At 40.7% G+C, this 21,382-nt stretch carries 7 protein-coding genes; 1 reads left to right on the plus strand and 6 read right to left on the minus strand.

The genetic code is table 11. The annotated features are described in order from the left end of the window. Window positions 1-481 precede the first annotated feature (481 nt). Window positions 482-1,249 carry an alpha/beta hydrolase gene (locus tag KK060_RS19035; RefSeq protein WP_254155362.1) on the plus strand — a complete coding sequence of 256 codons (768 nt, stop codon included), beginning with the start codon at window positions 482-484 and terminating at the stop codon, window positions 1,247-1,249. A 308-nt stretch (window positions 1,250-1,557) separates the two neighbouring features. On the opposite strand, the gene KK060_RS19040 is transcribed toward KK060_RS19035, so the two are convergent. From KK060_RS19040 to KK060_RS19065, 6 genes are all read right to left on the minus strand, one after another. Further along, window positions 1,558-5,937 (minus strand): T9SS type A sorting domain-containing protein, encoded by a 4,380-nt coding sequence (locus tag KK060_RS19040; RefSeq protein WP_254155363.1) that lies wholly within the window; start codon window positions 5,935-5,937, stop codon window positions 1,558-1,560. Between the two features lie 92 nt (window positions 5,938-6,029). Then, entirely contained in the window at window positions 6,030-8,057 is a 2,028-nt protein-coding gene (locus KK060_RS19045; RefSeq protein ID WP_254155364.1) for a fibronectin type III domain-containing protein, read from the minus strand. A gap of 153 nt (window positions 8,058-8,210) precedes the next feature. Further along, window positions 8,211-12,749: a hypothetical protein gene (locus KK060_RS19050; protein ID WP_254155365.1), complete on the minus strand. Its 4,539-nt coding sequence runs from the start codon at window positions 12,747-12,749 to the stop codon at window positions 8,211-8,213. Window positions 12,750-12,827: 78 nt separating this feature from the next. Continuing rightward, window positions 12,828-13,751 (minus strand): hypothetical protein, encoded by a 924-nt coding sequence (locus KK060_RS19055; RefSeq protein ID WP_254155366.1) that lies wholly within the window; start codon window positions 13,749-13,751, stop codon window positions 12,828-12,830. After that, window positions 13,738-14,781, minus strand: coding sequence for an outer membrane protein assembly factor BamB family protein (locus KK060_RS19060; protein WP_254155367.1), 1,044 nt, complete (start codon window positions 14,779-14,781; stop codon window positions 13,738-13,740). The genes KK060_RS19055 and KK060_RS19060 overlap by 14 nt, the downstream gene beginning before the upstream one ends. 3 nt (window positions 14,782-14,784) lie before the next feature. Then, complete coding sequence (locus KK060_RS19065; protein ID WP_254155368.1) at window positions 14,785-21,378, minus strand: polymorphic toxin-type HINT domain-containing protein; 6,594 nt, start codon at window positions 21,376-21,378, stop codon at window positions 14,785-14,787. Window positions 21,379-21,382 lie beyond the last annotated feature (4 nt).

Here is a 21,382-nt window from a genome sequence, read left to right on the forward strand (position 1 = left end):
GACGTGTCCGTTCTGAACATTTTCAAACTTGATGTTGTCATCAAAGTCTGCAACCATCTTATCAATTGCAAATTCATTATAACCCTCGATGTAGTTTTGAATAATTCTCTCCCGATAAATCATACTTCCTTTTGTCATTACATCTTCTATGAGTTGGACCTCTTTTTTGTAAAATCAGGCATGCCAAAATAACAAATAATTTTTAACTTAGCTTGCTCGCTTCGCATTGCCTAAGTTTCTGTACCGGGAGATGCTGTTATTTTTTAAACTTTCTTGATTATTATCAGACATGAATCAAACTTGAAGTTAAGGGATGCTCTTTTTGCGATCCATTGCCAATCCCACTCTCGTTTGATTATTTAAATCCGTTTATTGTAGTATTTAAATTGGATGTGTAACCTAATTGGTACTTAATCAAGTCGCATATAACAACATGATGAACATAATTTGAAACAAAGATTACGGATTTAAAATAAGGCTTATGAGAACAACACGAAAACATACAAGCACATACTTAACCATGATCTTAATAGTCTTAATGTTCAATCGTGGTGGGGCCCAAAAGAAAGATTCTGATCATGAAATAAATAACATCATCCTTGTACATGGAGCTTTTCTTGATGGCTCTGGTTGGGAAGATGTATACCAAATTCTAAAGAAGAAAGGTTATAATGTAACAGTAACACAGCATGCGTTAAGAAACTTTGAAGATGATGTGGCGGCTGTTCAGCGCGTGATTGATATGCAGGACGGGCAGAGTATTCTTGTAGGACACAGCTATGGAGGCGTCGTGGTCTCCGCGGCGGGTAATCATCCGAAAGTATCTGGGTTAGTGTATATTGCAGCACACGCGCCAGACGCCAATGAGTCAAGAGCGGAGTTGGTAAAAAAATATCCATCAGCATACAAATCGCTGATTAAGGGAGCGGATGGATTTGACTACATAGATCCCGCTAAATTTGCTGACGATTTTGCCGCTGATCTTCCTCGTGAGAAGGCTACTTTCATGGCTTACTCCCAAGTGCCAACAGCAGACGCAGTATTTCACGCTGTGATTCAAAATCCTGCGTGGCGATCCAAACGAAGCTGGTACCTGGTTGCCAAATCCGATAGAATCATTAATCGAGACTTAGAGCGGATGTATGCTAAACGGGCTAACAGTTTTACTATTGAGCTAGACGGCGCGAGCCATGCTGTCTATGCATCTCGGCCGAAAGTCCTAAACCTAAATTTTCACCTTCAATCTTAAGTCCTGGCAAATGATCAAAGTGAATGTCAATGCCAAAACTTTGAACACATCGTTTTAATTTCATTTAATTCCCGGTCGTACATTAATTGATTACTAAACTACCTTGATGAATACGAAACTACCATATGCTCCAAACTAATGGATGCATGGCAGTTTAGTTTCTCATCTATTACTTAGATCATGTAGCCAAAAGATATTATTGTTTCTGAATCCCCAAAACCTAAACAATTTGGCTTGTCTAAAGTTGTTCAATATTCGGCTGCGCTGAAAGATTATTACGCCTTTAGCCAAAGAGATATATGCACAAATTAATTCACAACAAATCGGATATATTTTTTACCCTTGTCGTAATCAAGTCTAAGCACATAAATGCCAGCACTTAAACTTCTTAAGTTAAAATCCAGATCGAAAAAATTATCCTCATTTTTTTGAACTTCTGTCATAAGGAAACCGCTAGGAAAATGCCATACACTAACTGCAATTGGAATGTCTTCGGTAAGTTCAATTCTCACCTTAAAAGAACCATTGTTAGGGTTAGGGTAAAGTGTAAATGCTTTTACATACTCCTCATAACCCAACCGCCCTGCTTCTTCTTCAACCTCAGATCCAATCACATTTATCTCCTTCGAAACATAGTCAACACATTCCCCCAACCTTGCTGTCATCCCTACCTCATAGCTGCCTACTGATGCAAATCTTCCGTATACAACTTCTCCATTATCTAAAAGCTTATTCATCTCTACAGGAAAATTCCATTCAATTGTTTCCGGTAATGGCCACGAGATGTCAATCATGGCTACTGTATCTCCTACAAACGCTTCCTTCGGTATCATAAACGAAGCTTGCAAAAGATCAAATGATGTAGCCAACAGGAACGTGTCTCTGCCTATACAACCCTTGTCACTTAACACCTCAAGCCAATATGCCCCCGCATCTCTTACTTCCAGCTCCTGTGCTGTACTTGTATAGCCGGTATTGCTACCCCAGTGTATTCTATCCCATCCCTCTCCTGCATTTAACTTGTATGTCTGACCTACGCATAGCGTCACTCCTCCTCCAAGATCTAATGGCAATGCTGGTGTATTAGATAACTTAACTTCCCCTTCTCCCAAACACCCCTTTTGGTCTACTACTGATACGATATAATTACCAGGACATATGTTCTCCTTTATGGGTGATCTCTCTCCTCCTTCCCATATGTACGCATAGCCACCATTGCCGCCTCGTGCTATCACTTCCAATTTCCCATCACATCCATCCTTACAGGTGGACAGTGTTTCTTTTAATACTTCTATCTCTATTGGACTAGGCTCCTCCAGTTCTACCTCTTCTAACAACTGGCATCCATTGGCATCTTTTATCTCAACACTATACTTAGCTGAACATAATTGATTCTGTGTAGGTAAAGTACTGTTATTCCATAAATACGTATAACCTCCTACTCCTCCCAACGCCTCAAGTGTTAATGATCCATCACATACTCCATTACACGTAGGCACTACCTTACTTGTAATCATCATTGACAACGACGCTGGTGATGGAACTACTACTTGCTCTACCACTGTACATTCATGACCATCCTTAATCAATACGTTATGTACTCCTCCACTAAGATTTATCCCCTGGTTCCCTCCTTGTCCATCAGGCCAGGTAATCGTAAATGGCCCATCACCTTCTGTAGTCGTAATCAATGCTCTCCCATCAGATGAATCAAAACACCTGGTTGATTCTGCACTATATGTAGTCTTTGCTCCGTCTGTACTGGTGATGGCTACCTCATCATTCATTTCACAGCCATTCCCATCCTTCACAGTTAATGTATAAAGTCCTCCATATACTCCCAGCATCTGCATATTTTCACCCACCAGATCTCCTGTACCTGAATGCCACTTATATGTATAATCACCTACGCCTCCTCCTACTTCTGCTGTAGCTTCTCCCCGCGGATCCTCACAAAAGGCTGGCATTACGTCTTTAAACAATATCGTAATCAATGGCGGTTGTGTAAGTATATGACTTGTCTCCGTACTACAACCATTACCATCCCTTACCTTAAGAGCATAACTTCCGGCTTGCAAGTTCTCAAAACGAGACGTTGACAACTGCCAACTTGCACCATTGTCTCGCGAATATTCGTAACCCCCCGCACCTCCTGATGCTTGTAGTACAATTAAACCGTCACTACCATTAAAACATGAGATATTTTTATCCTCAGACACCCCCATACCAAGCAATGCTGGTGTTCTTATTGTATGTTTTAATTCTTGTTTACATCCATTATTATCTGACACTGTGATTGTATAATCTCCCGAACTTAACCCTCCTATCTGTTGAGTCGTGGCTCCATTCGACCATGAGTAGCTGTAAACTCCTGTACCTCCTGATCCTTCTACTTTAATAAAACCATCACTCACCCCGGCACATGATACTCCATAACCGGTATAATCAGAAAAATCTGTAAGTAGTACTTCTATCGGCTGAGGATCTACCAATGTAATTGATCCATTACCCGTACAACCATTGACATCTGTTACATTCACTGTGTAGTGACCTGCTTTCATCCTGGTAAGCAATTGTGTATCCTCGCCTGTACTCCAGCTATAAGAATATACTCCCGTACCCCCTGTTACCATCGCTCTCACATTAGCATCACTTGAACCAGAACAACTTATCGCCTGTCCATTATAATTAGTAGTAGACAGTACTGACACTGAAACAGCATCAGGTTCGTTTAACACAAAGCTCGTCTCCGACTTACATTGTGCTGCTCCATATGTAATTATGACTTTATATGTACCCCTACTCAGTAAATCCAGTGAGGATAGGGAAGGACCACTCCCAATAGGTATTCCATTATCTTTTAGCCATTCATAGTTCTCCGCTGTTGCCTCTATTCCGTTTGCATCCTTCACAATAGCCGCCAGTTTGCCATTCGATTCTCCATAACACTTAATATCCTGACCATTATAATCTGATGGTGCTATAATCGATACGCTATGAGCTGCAGGATCATCTATTATCACTGACTTACTTGTACTACACCCCTGACTGTCTGATATGGTTATCGTATATGTACCTGCTCCTTTATCACTGACGCCTGCAGTCCTTTCTCCTGATGACCACAAATACGTAGGCGTACCTATAATCGTTGGCAACACTGGCTGCGCCTCAAGCATTGCTGTTCGATCTCCTGCACACGATAAACCTGAAAGCTGATCAATTGTAAAATCAATAGGTAATGGTGCATTTAATGAAAGTACGTCAGATGTTGCGGTACAACCATTAGCATCGTTTACCGTAACGCTGTAGCTACCTACGCCTACATTACTAAGAACACTACCGGTAGCCTCGTTAGACCAGTGATAACTATAACCTGCTACTCCTCCATTAACTGTACTATTGATAGCACCATCCGCTTTATCAAAGCAACTTACAGGATAGCCTCCATGATCTGATCCCTTCGATAAGCTCACCTCTAACAATGGTGGTTCGTTTAAAGTAACAGATGTAGGTATTGATGTACATCCTTTCTTATCTTTTATAGTAACACTATAGATACCGGTAGTTCTATTAGCAAGCATTGCATCGGTAGTAATGGGTGTAGTGCTCCATTCATACTGATAATCTCCATTACCTCCTGATCCAATCGCGGTAACAGATCCTACCCCTCCGTTACAACGGATGTAATAACCTTGATAAGGAGGAGCACTGAAACTTGCCCTAACTTGCGAAGGCTCAATAATATCAACATATGCTATTTTATTAGCATTGCCTAGTCCACCTTGAGTGGCATTGTTTACCACTGTAAGCTCCCATTTCCCTCCATCTAATCCCGTTATCGTGGTTACCCCTCTACTAACTGTCGGAACAGAAAATGCATAATTTGTATTCAAATTCCTGCAATTGATATAGAACCGATCTACATAAGAACTACCAATGTCTAACGTTACTGCGCCCGTCCTGCTTTGATAGCAATTTGCAGGACTAGGAGTGCCTACAATGGATACTGTGGGAGGTGGAATTGAAAAGGTAACACCAGAGGTAATTGTGGTAGTCCTGGTTTTACAACCGGTCACTATAGCACGAAAGAAAAAGTTTTGTCCATACGCAGAGCCAAATATAGAAGCAAGCTCAGAGGTAGCAACCGTAATTGCTGATGATGTCATTGGTGTAACACCATCTCCTATTGTCTTCAACGGCTGAAATCCGCCGCTTCCTGATGCTACCTCCCACTGATAACGAAAGCCCCATACGGGAAGAGATAAGTTGATGTCCGAACCCGTGCCGTCACCCATAACTTGTATTGCAGGAAGAACTGGTTCATTACAATAAGTAAAGGAAACTCGCGCTCTGGTACCTTCAAAATTCAATGTAGATTTATAGGGATTTGGTACGATTCCGTTTCCGCTTATTGAACCGCAAACATTTCCATTTTGAACATTACGCTTTTGCCCAGAAAAAGAATATGATACTAATTCAGAACTAAAAGTAAGCTGATGAGTTGAACTAATATTAGTACCATTGAATTGTGCATTTACTACGTCACCCATTCCCCCTGGTCCACAGTTAGCTAAAAAAGTAATTGAGATATCTACATAAGAACCTTGTGCTAAGCATTTAGATGAAGCAACTGCAACCAGGAAAAAAGGCAAGAAAAATAATTTAAGAAATATAACGTTGTTAGTCATAAACGCATTTCTTTCAATAAGAATATTTAATATTTTCTTTATCAATCTATCAGCTCTATATAAAGGCTTACCTAGTTTACCATATCATGAAATTAAAATTCCACCTCGACCATTTTTCCCATTCCCGATAAAGCACCCTTTACAAAAACTGCTACTACCTGATAACCATAACTACTACCTGGAGATATTTCCTGGTCAACAAACTCTTTTACTTTAACCGTTTTATATAATTGCATATCCCCATCGTTCATTTTTCGATACACGCGATAAGCCACTACGTCTTTCTCATTATAATTCCACTTCAGTACAATCTTCTTGTTCTCCCTGTCAACTAATGGTGCTTTTACATCTACTGAGGGTTTCGGTTGAGGTAACTTAAAACCAGTTACCACCGGAGCAGGAGGCGATTCGAGACCTGCTTCATCAATGGCAATTACTGTATAATATTGGACATCACTTGTTGTCATCGTATGATCCTGGAAATGATAAAGTGAATCAGTTCCAGACGTTCTACTGCCTACTCTCATCCATTGACCTTGAGTTCCTCTTTTATAAACCTCATACTTCATCACATCTGTGCTGCCACTTGGTGTCCAACGAAGTGTAACACCTTCTTTTTCGGACAACACAGGAAACCAAACAGGAGGCATTGGAGGCACTTTGTCCGGCAATGACAAACTTAAAATAGCAGATAAGACAGATTGATTTTGGTTACGGTCAATTGCCAAAATACGATAATGAACCTTTTCATTCAAGCTTTTTAATTGTACCTGATCAATATAGGAAGTATCCCTTAATGGTTCAGTGGTAACTTGAGCAAACTCTTCGCTTTGGTAGTATGACCTATATATTCGATATCCATAGATGTCCCCTTCCGTATTTTGATTCCACTTTATCCGTACCACTCCCTGATCGTCAATCTTTCCTTTTAATCCTTCAGGAGCAGATGGGGGAATGCTATCTACCAACATGGCAAGGTAAGACATTGAACTAATCGTTCGGCTATCCAGTGTTTTTGCATCAACACGATAGTAATTTACCTGCTCAGGCTGCAAGTCCTTAAAAAATCGACTTGAGGGTGAAACCAAATCGTGATGAATCCTTTTATATGGTCCTTTATCAGAGGGCGCCCTCATTATTTCAAAACCATGAAGAGCATCGTTCTGTTCTTCGGGAAATTCCCATTGGATATTTACAGTCTTATTATCTTCACTAACAGCTTCTTTGATAAAGGGATTTGTAGATACTTGTTTATTACCTTTTACCGAAACAATATTTGAGATCGGCCCCAATTCTCCAAAAGGAGTAATTCCTCTCACTCGATAATGAAATTCCCTTCCAAGAAAAGAAAGGGAATCTACTGCGTATTGATATTTGCTTTCACCACTCCTGCTATTGCTTAGCGTTACCCCTGGCAGATCATTGATTGGTACGAATACAGCACCATCCTCCGAACGTTCAATGACATAACTGGTGTAATATCCAGCATAATCGAGTTGATTCCACCGCAATGTTACCACATTTCCCTTTGTTTCGGCAGTTACTCCTTTCAGGGCAGGTAATATGTACTTCTCAGAAGTATCTATAAAAACGCTGCCCCTTATTGTATCAAAAGGCGTAAAGACACTAATGCGATATAGATACTTTACGTCTTTTTCAATCTGCTTGTCCGAAATATACAGACCTTGTGCCTTCGCTATTATTGGCGACATGTCAGCACAAAACAAAGCAATAGAAAAACGTTGTTCATTTTCTTTTGCCTTGTTAACAATTTGCATAACATCCGCCTGCTCTATGGTCAATTGAAACTCTTCTCCGTATAGAGCCTGCGCAGCAATCATTCCGTACTTATTATCAATAAATTGTTCCCATTTGTCTTCGGGTAAGGGCTTCATAGGCATCGATGTAAGTTGCAGCCGGTCTGCTGGCCTCACTACTTTTTCCTTTCGAACAACAGTAAAACGTTCTATCATATAACCATACTGATTACCTAACAACCAGTTGCTTATTGTAAGCGGTGCCCAACGTAATACTATAGAATCCTGAGACGGCCTCGCTATTACACCGATCTCCTCATGTACCGAAACTACTTTTCCCTGAGCTTTTACTTTAATAGACATGTTACATAACATCATTACCAGTACCAAAACCAATAACACTCTAATGCCCTTCTCTTGATAATGTCCATAACTAGAACGTATATTTCCACACATTGATTGATTCAACATTTCTCTATTGTCCTTATACTGATTTATAACTATTACTAAAAATTGTTAATCGGGGATTGCATTAAACAACTCCCATTCGTGACTACTCGTAGTTTTATTGATATGGGGTATCACATAATTAAGTCGTACTTTGTACTTACCATATTTAGGAAAAGGAAATGTTTTAGTAAGAATTGAAACAAATCTATCCGTTAAACGCTCGGGTTTATCTACCACATAATTGGCTACTTGTTGCTGTAGGCTGCGATAATCGGCATAAATTGGCCGCATCAAATCATAATGAATATTTCCAGTAAGGGAAGAAGCAGTTGCCACTGAACTTCCTTCTTCCACGATCGGTGGATTCCCAAACTGTTCTAAGAACACGGCCCTGATAGGCGGCAATCCAAGGAGAGTGGTATCACGGCTTGTATATATGGATCCTAACATTGGGTATCCTTCATACACTAATGGATGTACATATTGATTATACCATGAGTTTTCGGAAATAACGGCCCTCGGCTGCACCATAGCCGGGTATTCATTATTTCTTTGCAACTCATACTGATCAAAAGACTCATCTCCCTGAAGGTAGGATATTAGCTCTACAAGGTCCCCCGCAGGAGTAGGTATACGCATTGTACTTCCCATCGAAATACTCCGTACTTTGTCACCCAACGTATTGTATTTGCTCGTCCGGAAAGGGGCAGCATACACGGTTTTTGCATCACGTAATGCTAAATCACCCTCTATCTTCTTTGTTGTTAACGTTGCATCTCCAGCGTCCTTAATCTCAGTTTCTACACGTTGAACATTGGCATCTATTACACCTGCTTGCCGGGGTATATTTAAAACTATTAGGTTATACATTTTTTCGTTTTGCAAACCTTCTGACGGAATTATGAAATTAACACGCTTGTCTTCAACATTATAACTTAGCGTTGTCTCTGTATATGTTTGCGTTTCAACATTAGTCATGTGCAATGTCTGGATCCAATCTGCTCCTGGAGTGAACAGGTATGGCTGTCCTTTTCGCAGTTGTATAAATCCCTTGTCATATTCTCTTGGATAAAAGTTAAAATGGCCGAACATTGGATACGATACTGCTACATTAGATGCTGGGATATAGTCTGGTGCATCACCTGTTGTGAAGTTTGTTTCACTTGTCTCCTCCACCTCCTTACCATCAAACACTACAGTTTTCCAAACACCATTTATAAACTCTTCAAATGTAATTTTTATAAAAGCTCTGAGTTCTTTGCGGGGAGGTAATACGTCCCTAGAATCAAATGCCACTACATCCTGTTCATCATTCCAGCGCAAAGAGCCAGGTAACGGGTCTTTACCATCGTATACATTGAACTCAACCAGTTTTCCACGAAATGATCGCTTTCTGTTTTCGATATCTGTAATATCAAACACTTCACCAATTGGAATATTGAAAGCAGTTTGAGGTGCGTTGAATACATCCACTTCGCCAGAGCCCTTTACAGGGCTCATTTCGGCAATGATATTTACATCCTCTAAAGGATTACTCTCACCTACAACTTTACAGTCTTTACCAATTGTAACTTCAAATTTGCAATTTCCTTTTACAAGACCACCTAATATTCGATAATAACCGCCAACAATTCCCTTCATCCAAAAAGGATTAGGACCTTTAGCTTGTAGTATGGCAGCAGCCCCTATACTGAGGATCTCATAATTTCCTTTATAAAATCTAAGCTTTACTTTAATACCTATCTTGCCTTGTACAAATGCATAGGCCTGGCCGTTCGCAAACCATCCGTTTATGCCTATTGGATCATTAGACCCTTCACAATGATATTCCCGTCCATACTTTTTCACCATCATATCGGTTCCTATACCTGCACTGAAACGACCATAAAACATAAGGAAACGAAGATCGCCAGTATCGACGCCAAAATGTAAACCAAATGCAAGTCCGAGGCCTGCCTCTGCTGCATTAAGATCACGCATATAGTCAAGGTTGCGACCGCCAAGGATTTCTGACACTTGATCAGGAGGAGGAGGACTACCAGGTAAATTTTTTCCGAGCATGAAATAACTCCTCACCTTTATTGAACGCAATATCTCAAGACCTATTGGTTGATCAGGCGTGCCAACAAGAAAATACCACTCGTCCTTTGAAAAATGCATCACAGCCCATCCTGCTTTATTCCCTGAACTCACACCTCGCACAAGACCCGCAGCTACATTTACATAGATTTCACTGTTAGCATGAAAAACATCATTTATATTATCAAAATGTATTTTTACACTTCCATATACTTGTCCCTGTATCAGTTCCATAAACTTATCAAGTGACTTGTCGCCCACTGCCGCAGGTACCATCTCCCTTATTTGTGCAGTAAGGTCTCCAGGCAAAGGACTTGTCATTACCCGTACATTTCCAGTAAACGTTACGGAGTTTATACCACCATACCGATTCAGCATTACTTCTAGTGTTACATCACCATTATAAGGAGCCTGACTTGGCGTAGCGCCAAATTTTACCATTGCTTTTATGCCTGTTGTATTTGAATCGGGTATATAGGTAATTCCAGAAGCGCTTTTTCCTAAGGTGCTTATGGAATTGGTACTTTGCTTCATTTTTGAATAAAAGCCACCACCAAACCCATAAGCTGAAAATCCTGGAGCAAGCGGAACACCATTTTCAAATCCTATAAGAGCATCGGCGTACCAATACCGGTAATCTGAGGTTTTCCCGAATAAAGCTTCTACCTGTAGCGATATAGTTTGTATTTTTCCTGATACTGAACCTTTAAACCCATCTCCATAAACAGGGTCTTCATCGAAGAAGCGGATCATTCCGGCAATTTCGATCACTCCTGGCTTCTTATAATTTACACCAACACCGCTAATCTCAACTTTATCAAATTTCAAATCATCCTGATCATTGCCTATCACTTTACCACTTTCGTCGACAATAGGAATGATTTCACGCTTACCCCACACTACTAGGGCTGCAGTTCCGCCAAAACCGCCCTCCTCAGCGCTACCTCCAATATTAATTGTAAGATCGAACCCAAGGCCTATGCGATTCGCATCCTTTCGAACCATAATATTGTTAATAGCAACCGGAAATTTGGACACCGATGATGCTTGTCCCTCTTTACCAAAGCCAAGAGCTTTGATATCAAAGTTAGGTTCTTCGCTACTGATAGTAAGCCCTTCAAACCGAATGCTGTTAAAGCTCGCCTTCGGTCCTTTGCTCAAGGCATTTATGGTAAGCTCTCCATTTAGTGTAGCGGAGGGATAAAATTTATTATCTTTTTCCTTTACGGTTACAGTGGAACCTGCACCCAGATTAAGATCAGCAACCAGAAAAGGAAGCTTCATCTCATTTTTTATAGTCACAGAAAATTGATAATTGCCATCTGCGCTACGCAATGCAACATAAGCTAGTTTCGTTGCACTGCCATCTTGTTTATTCTTAAGCTTAGGTATTGAAATTGTTCCATTCAATTCAAATCCCTGTACTTGATTAGTTACAAAACCCAAGGCTACACGGTCAAGGGAATACCCCCAACCACTCATATCCCCGCCTTCGAGCACATGTTCGCCAAATACAGTACCTGTAAAGCCCAGGTCATCAAGGATCATTTTCTCTACTCCTATAGTAATGCGCGACCCATCACTTCTCTTCTTAGTAAATGAAGGAGGAAGTCTTACCTCCAAGCGTTGAAGGTAAAATCCCTGCCACAATTTGGAATGACCAGCCTCAAGGAATGGTGACGTATAGCCTGGAGGAAATGATATGCCTGGAGGGTTAGCCAGATCGCTCCAATCCATAAAAGCCTGATTTACAGTAAAGCCAAAACCTTTAAGACCATTTACCTGAAAAGGTGGAATGGTCACCCCTACCATAAGATCATTAAGACTTTGGGCATACGTTGTGAAAGTTACTTTCACCCGCTCATCCCCTTGCTTTACATTTCCTTTTGCATCCTCAGGAACAATCAATTCACGTGAAAATTGCACTTCCGCCTCTATACTAATTCCTTTAAAACCATTACAATCAAAGGCTACATAGGTATTATTTGTACCTTTTATTGTAAGTAATGTAGAATTACTAAATTTGATATGATGATCTCCAACAAGGAGGACTTTTGCTTCACCGGAGATACCACCTTCTTTTGAAAGCGGTATTTTCCCATTGAAAGCAATCCTATCTCCAGTTTGCGGCAATTCCAAGGACACGTATACCTCCATAATTGCCCCTTTCGTATTAAAGGTCATCCGGTCAATGAGGATACTATAATCTACCGCTCCTCCTGATTTCACTATACCTACCGGTAACTCTATTTCAGACAATGCATCTAACGTTTCTAGATAACGTTGTCCGTTTTTTACCTCTTCCAAGAGCGAATGGGCATGGTTTCGTTTTTCTAATGTGCTGTCTGCTAATAATACGTTAGGAAGTAAGATCGGATCGAAAATAACAGAAGCATCATCTTTATAATCAAGACCTTGAAATGCTCTGTATATTTCAGCTTTTACTTCAGGTGGAACTTCCTCTGCAGAGGTAAGAATTACTTTCGTAGAATCGGAGTTACTGAACACTGGTGTGGTTAACAGCATCAGGAAACAGCATATCATCATCCTACACAAGTGTAAACGTTCATGCATATACCTTATCATTCGGGTGATTTCTTCAAGTCAGAACCTGTCACGCAGGATCGTATAATTTTTATGTTTAATAAACCATTCGCGCACCGTTTGCAGCGCCACCTCATAATCTTTTGTTTTTACATCACCGCTTTCATCAAGTTCCAGCGGATAGCCCTGTATCACTGGAGCTAGTTGCTCCATTACCCTGTAACCACATGGAATGGCGGCAGGACGCTCGGCGTCTGCTGTGTTACATTCGCTTTCCTGGCGATGGAGTACTTCCACCATATACGCAATGGCATCAGGATGGCGGCTATAAATGAGGTCAGGAAATATTTTATAGATCAAATCATCACCCACCGGAAGCTTACGCACACGCCGCATCATGTCTGCCGAAGCAATAGGATCGCCCATTCGAGCCAATGACACAATAGCCGCCCAACGTATATTCGTAACGTTGCCCTTTTGACTATAAGGCCTGATGTCTTCCTGAAGGTCCTTCAACTCAAGAAAGCCTGCAAGCTTCATAAGTTGATCAAAATGAGCAGACTTGCGTTTAATTAAATTTCGAAGGGTATCTTTGGATGCCTCACCAAAATCGTCCTTTCTGAAAGTGGTGAGATAACTGATAGCCAGCCCTGCATTGCCGGAGTCATTGTCTTTGCTAGCCTGTATCAGTTGATCAACAGCACGTGACCGCACCTGAGACTGCCGTGCTGCATTACCTGTTAACTGTGTAATTGTATATGCCTTTGCACGTACCGTATTAAGCGAATCTTGAATGTATACTGACAAAGCACCAAGTACTGATTTTGCGTTTTCTGCAAGTGTAAATTGTTTTGGAATTGCAGGATATTTTTCAGCCCGTACTTCCGAAAAGTAAAGATGTAATAGTTCGTTCGCCTCTTGCGCATATACACTCAGTGGAAAGACAAAAGCAAGAATGGTAACAATCTTCCTAAGTACGCTCATATACTTGTAATGTATTTTCTTTAGTAAGCTCGAGGAAAAAAGGAACAAACAATCGCTTATTATTTAAAAGCACAATGTCATAGTTATACATATCTGCTGGAGTTACTGTTGACATATAATAATGGTCTGACACAGATAGTTTACGTTTATCAATCGTGACGATCGACTGCACTGTTCTCAAACAGAAATAGAGATAATTTTCATCCTGAACAAAATTGCTTTTAAATGGATCGTCCATTAAATTTTTATAAGTAATAGACTTATTGCGCTTAGTATTTTTGATGTAGATCTCAGTTTCCCGTAATATGTCACCAGTCAGACAGTTTACGACATAAAGTTCATTAAACCCAGCAAGAAGGAAGAGCTTTTCTCCGTCAACTATACAAAGATAACTTGCCCCCTTGGGAAGCTCCCAAAGTACCTCGCCAGTTAGAACATCGAAAGCTGCAATATGGCTCGTGAATACAGCTACCATTACATTACGAATAGCAGTTAGAAAAAATGGAACGTCTATCTTTTTCCCGGATGAATACTTTAAACGGTTAGTATCAATACTCCATTGCATACTTCCATTTTCTATATGATAACAAGCTATAGTGGTTAAGTAGTAAGAAATAAAATAAGGTCCTGAATTAAAACTAAATATTTTGTCTTTCGGTAATACCGAATCTTCTATCTCCCCATTGTGCCTGATAAGCTTATAGGATTTCGATTCTGAACGAATTAGGCATCCCTGTTCAAATACATAAGAACTATGTAAGTAAAGTTTGCCAAGGACTTCAGTAACTATTTCACCGTTTTCCTTCGAAAGAAATGATACACCTTCTCCATTTACTTGCTGAATCAACAGACAACTCTCATTAAATGGCTTTACATGGAATAATGTATCAAAGTTTTTCTCCCAAATTACTTCAAAATCATTATCCTCATGAACAATTTTACTGGATCTTTTAAAAATTGGTCCCAATACTGTTGAGTCTATAAAAACAACACTTGGAACGCCTCTTACATCTTTTATTAACTTCCACATACTTTAAAAATCTTGCTTAAATATAATGTCGAACCATGCTTCTCTTGCATCCAAAAAAAGCTCGAAATCATTAGCATTTTCTATATCCATGCCTGCTACCTTTGCTTCTCTTTTAAAAACGGCAAGTATTTTTTCTGAGTCATCAGTTGGGTTAGGAGCAAAAAGATCTGGTGCTTTATTAGCAAGATAGGCTCTCATATGGTCATACCATGTATCGAGTGACATAAGAGACTCATCAACAAAATAACGAATATCTTGAAACGAGCGAAACTTTAATAAATCCTTGTTGAAGAATTGGGACGTTATTGTTGACGAATAAAATTGATCCCATGACTTACATTCTACATAAACAGGAGGAATCCCTTCTAATATAATATCATAAACGCGGGTAAGATTATTCCCAACATCTGTTGATTCAAAAGCACGAATATTATCAATACCGATTTGGTTTGCCTTATACAATACGAAACCTGCTCCCTTTCGGTATCGGGCATAGTCTGAACCCAGATTACTAATTATTTTCGCAATACCACTCTTATCTTTCATAGTGTAAACGGCGTCAATCAAATTTTGCCCGCTCCATTTATGCACTTTATTAGTAGCAGCGAAATCAATAGCCTTTTTTAGTGATGCAGCGTCAATGACCTGCGGTGTAGATAAAATATCAGATACCCTGGTAATGTTGTCTGCACTTGTTCGAAAGGCACGGTCGCTCAGTACCTCCCATGCACTTACACCCTTTCTATGTGTCGCTATTAAATGCTTCCAGGTAGCATTGGAGTTTGACACCATGTCGCTCCAGAACTGTGAAGATTCAGTTGAGCCGGTCTTAACAAAATCGTAAATCTTATTTTGAAAGGAAGCTGTTCCCTCAAAGAATAACCCACCTGTAGCCTTACCATCAATCACTGTCCCTATCAGCTCATCAAGCTGCCTGTTGGTAAGAGATTGTAGCTTTACCGCAAAATCGTTGTAGAACTGCGAACGGACTTCCAGGTTATCGCCACGATTTATTGCCCACTGCAAAATTCTGGCAAAACGCTCTTTGCCAACCACGTTCAACAGACAATTATTATGTACCCAAATGGCAGATTCTCCTGCAAAATAGGAGTGATCACCCTTCACTTCGAAATTATAGACAGTAGCCAGAGTGTCTATAGGCTTCACCTGTTCGACAACTAACAAATTATTGTCATGTGTTACCAACGTATCACCAACTTTAAGATGTTCAGCTTTTTGCCAATGACCATTAGCGTAGAACGGGTGTGTTGCAGTCGCAAAAAGAAGATTGCCCGCTACTGATATTCTAATGAGTCGCTTTGTAACACTTCTCATTAGCCTTGTAACAGATCTGACACTGTTATTACCTGTTATTTCGTCTCTTGAATACACCTTCATTCCCTTTTCAATCCGATCTACTCTTATCATACCATTAGGAGTGGCAATTGGTGTCTCTCCAGTAAAACACAGATAGTTACCTATAACACAGTACGCGCCGTTTTTGAAACCAATAGCTACATCACCAACCTCCTCCAATAAATCAACATTCTGTCTTCTGTATACTACCGTAACATCTTCTGCCTTTTCAATGGTGGCAAGGCTTTCATCTACAATTTCATCTACATTCACATAAATCTTATTTTCGGCTGGCGCCATCTCAGCAATCCAAGTGGCACTTCCTTCTGACTTCAAAATCTTGAGACCATTTTTAGGAATTTTCGAAAATCTTGTCAACACCGCGCCCGCGTTTTTCCCTGCTGCCAATAAATCAGTCCATGCCCTTCCTGTCTTTGACCTAGCAACATCAACCAGCGCGTTCCATGTCTTTACAACATTTAGCCTTCTGGTGAATTGACTTAATTTTGGGATAGCTTTTGCTCCTATTGTAACTCCTGCAGCAGCCATGTTAGCATAGCCAACCGTAGTTTTGAATGCGTCCCACCTATTGTAGAAATTCGCATTGGCAGCGAGTTGAGCTTTTGTTAGGGAATTCTTTTCTTCTTCAATAGCCAAATCAGCCGCAGCCGTTATCGCACCTGCCGCAGTTAACGCATTCGCCAGTACTGCCAAAGACCCTCCTCCTGTTTCCGGTACCAGAAGTGCCGCTAGCGATATCTCTACGATATTCCAAGCCTTTCTAGAGGTTCGTGCAGAAATCTCTTCACGTATATCATGATCATAGACCAATGCCATGTATGCGGGCACTACCATCTCCTGTCCTGCATCCAGATTTAATACAGCATAATTAGCAGCTACTTTAATTAGCAAAGGCTCAAATGGTTGTAGGGACTGATCATAATGAATATCGTAGTCTTTTATTGGAGAAGGTGATCCTTGTTTAGAAAGATAAACGTTACGGTCAACTATCGAATACTCCTGTCTCAACCTTATATTACCATCTTCGGTAAATTCAATATCACCTTCCTCGTCCATTTGCCCTACTCGTATTGAATGGTTACCATCGACGAAATAGTATTCATTCTCCGATACTGCCCCGACAATGAATTCGTCCATGCCTGCAGGATACTCAACATATTGAAAATCTAACAACCCTGCACCAATCAACCTTTTGTTTAGGGTTAACGAAATACCCAGATCGTTGAATGAATTCTGTATCCATGGGTTAATGATGTTAAAAACATCAACAACATCTTCGTATGCCACTCCATTCATTCTGCCTATTGCCTCTTTCCATAGCATACTAACCCAGGCGTAATTGTTTGCCATAAACCCTTGCTTCAAAAGCTTTACTCGGTCGGCTGAGGGAGTAGCTGCAACGATATCTTTAATTACATTATATCCTTCGTAATCCCACAGGTCATTGTCAGTCAGTAGTAAATTTAATACAGCAATCCTAGTATCAATCTCTAATCCAGTGAAACTGCAAGCACGATACGGATTCGTCAAAATTTCATACAGATCCTCAGCTGAAGTAGTGGGTAATTTTAGTGCAGTTGTAACCTTGGTAATTACACTCATGTCTACCTTGGCAAAGCTTACAAGTTCTTCAAGCGTTTTAACTTTTATATTGGCAATCATCTGGCTTGCCTCTGTCAATCTCCCAGACTCTCCATAGAGTGCCTTGTTAATGGCATCAGTAACAATCTTGTTTACTAAAGCAAAATCGAGTTTTTGCCTTGCGCCAACACATTCGAACAACCCTTCCAGCTCTTTTTCCTTCATGTTGACGATCTGAAAATATCCAATGTAATCTTTCAAAGGACTTTGCTCGTCGAGTACTTCTTCTAAGAATTGTCCTACAGTTTTATCACCAGTAATCATCTCAAGTCGCACATCCTTATTAGCCAGATAAACAGTAGGATTTTGTATTGTCTTCAATCCCTTATCTGACACCTGATATTCAAACAAGAAAGTTTTTAGTCCCTTGGTCAAATCAGCGTTGAAATTGACAACCGAAAAATCTTTAAGGAGACCACCTGATCCATCCTGAGAATTAAGATCAACACTAGTAAAGGAAGACTGAAACTTGGACACATAACTTACAAAGCCTCCATTCTCAATACCTAAGAACAAAGCAATACCACTTTGTGTACCCTCCGGATTAGGCACTGGCGTTAAGCCTTTCGGATAAATTTCATTCGTGCCTGCCATCACGTAACCCTTAAAGACTCCACCCTCTACTCGAGCGGTGTACCATGCTTTACCATCGAAGGTAAAGCCTGACAAAGCGCCTAAAGGGAGAAGATTCTCACTTGGTTTGTTGGTATTAATACGATTATCTTGTGTATAGAACAGTCGATCTAACGTAGAGAACATCACTGACAATACATTCGATGGTAATGTAATGTAGTTGCCCGATGGTGTAATGAAAGTATATGTCCCATCAGGTTTATTGCTATAGTCCTCCAAGTCGACCATCTGCCTTACTACTACACTTTCACTATCCTCATCGTCCTCAAACAAACTTAGCACCATCTGAGGATTATGCATATGATCCCATTGATACTTTACCAACTCATGGCCACTTGGATAATCCATCAGGTTATCCGTACTGCCTTGGCTTAAAGCTGGCAATTCATCAAAGGTATGCTGTAGATTAAAGGCGCCGTGGCCCAATTCATGCGAAATTGTACGATCTATGTTTACACCATTCTTTGCATGATTGGTTACAAAAATAAATCCGGCCTGCTTGCTGCGAGGCATATAACCCAGCGCAGTCGTGCCACTCTTCGGATTGTCTACCAAAAACAAATAATACGTCTCATCCTGCAACTTTCCATACGCATTGATCACAGCCTTCATATCCCCTGTGTAGTTGCTCAATAGTCCACTTTGTCCGTCATCAAACGTTGCAGACAATGCTATCTTTAACGGTTTCGCTATACTTACTTTCCACTCGGCTACTCCTTGTCCGTAAGTTTCATTTACTGCCTTTTGAATGAAAGATGCACTTACTCCTGCTGGCAGTGCCACATCATTCACTGGCACAATTACAAGATTCTTACTTATCTTATCATAGCTCACAAGGTTTAGCTTCCCAATCACATCCTTCTTGGTAGAATCGGATGCTGTTGGATACAAAACCAAAAGCTCTTCCACCGTTCCCTCCGCTTTTCCGAATAGGTTCAACTCAATCGCACTGGCGCCAGAAGCTGATGGCATTAAAGGGTCAGCACCTACTTCAAAGGCAATCTTCCGTACATCTATATCACTACCCGTCACTACTGCATTAACCTTGTCCTGCTCAGTTCCGGATACCGCTTTCCACGTAACATAATCTCCATTCTCCAGTTGCTGGTAATATGGTGCTAGTACATCATACTTCTTTTCGTCAAACCCAAACTTGCCTGCCTTCTCAAATTTTAGTACAATATTGTAAGTTCTCTCGCCGCGGCTCGCCGCTGCTGTTGCTTCCGTTGCTGTGGCCTTCGTAATATTACCCTCTTTGTCAACTACATATCCATTACCTACATCATCCACAATAGAATAGCTTTGTCCTTTTGGAAGTACTGTTGTTTGTCCATCGGTGGTTGCGACTACAATATTACCATCATCATCTTTTGTTACTGTGCCAATGGCAGCACCTGTAATCCTAACCAGAGAATCTGTTGCCACTATATTTACAGGAATTTCTCCAGCTAAAGGTGCATTAGCCGGGTTGATTGGTTTCTCAATATTTAAGAGAAATTTGCTATCAGCATTCCACACACTTTTTATTTCACCGGAGGTGAGCCAGAATCGCTCATTAACAGAAATATTTTTAAATGTCACTCGTACTTTAGCGCTATTAAACCAAGGAACAATCGCAAAACCTTCCCCTGTGTAATTATTTCCAGTGGCTGTTACAGCACGGACTAATACATCATATCCTCCAGCATGAATTGTATCATTTACACTAAGCGGAAACACCGGTGTTCCTGGAACTGGAGTCGGCGGAGGCGCTACATCACTTTGACACGCAAAGTCATTTGCTCCAGCAGGTGCCGTTTTAAAAATTTTAACTGCATTATATTCACTTACCTGAGGATGTTGTTCTGCCCTGACTTGTATTTCATACTCAGAGTCAGGTTGAAGCTTAGAAAGTGTCTTCCATTGCTCTCCGGTTGTACTCTCATACCATGCATCATGACTACGCTTTTTCGGTCGGTAACGTACCCTATAGCTTATGGCCTCTGTTCCAGCCTCAGGCTGATCCCAACGTACCGTAAGTGCAGAGCTGTTTGCGGTTTGCAGGGATAAATTTTCAGGAACACCAAGAGCATCGCCAAACTGAAATACATACACCTCGCTTTTACCATGATTCTTGAAAAGATCTCTTCCCTCAGTGTCCCTTGCGTGTACCTGCCATGCATACCTGCGTCCCGGTAGTAGCGCTGGCTCTGCAGGTCCGTAAACTATTTGTGTAAGATTAGTCGTTACTTCATAAAGCGTAGGTTGACTTAGAAAGGCATCATATGGATTTCTGTTCAAAGGCCACACCTCAACCATTCTAAAAGTGTACTCTGTGGTAAATGCAGAATTTGGTGAACCAGTATGCCTCGGAGTCCATGCAAAAGGAATATTCGTAGGATCAAGGATTTGTAACTTATTTTCGTTGCGGGGAAGGTTCAATATGGGAGGATCATTAAGGATGACCCAGGCCATAGCAGTTCCCTTGTTACTTACTAAAGTATTCCGGTTATAATCCAGTACTTCAATAGTAAATCGATAGACACCCTCCGGAAGCTTCGCTCCCTTTTCATATTGTGCCCTGGTGATACCTGAAAAATCAAGATTAGATGGTCTAAAGTACTCTTCGAGATCTTCACCGTAAACCATTAATGGAACACCTCCTCCTTGTAAAATCAATGGTTCAGATGGTGTAAAACCTTGCTTGGTACGGATGGTGATACCAACGCCATCTATTGTAATTCGCAGCTTGCCTCTATACTCTGGAAGCGTTGGATCCTTAAGAAGAAAATTCACCATCATACGTTGTGCTCCAGGTGCAGTGTAGTCAGAGAGAAAGGGTGTGTAAGGTGGCGTGATTTGTGCGTTAACCTGAATAGGATACACTTGTGCCTTCGCTGTGTGAGCAATAGAAGCAAGGCAAACCAGTATAACTAAAGTCAATATTTTACTCTCAATGTTTAACATCTGC

The sequence above is a fragment of the Chryseosolibacter indicum genome (assembly GCF_018598585.1).
Classification (GTDB): Bacteria; Bacteroidota; Bacteroidia; order Cytophagales; family Cyclobacteriaceae; genus Chryseosolibacter; species Chryseosolibacter indicus.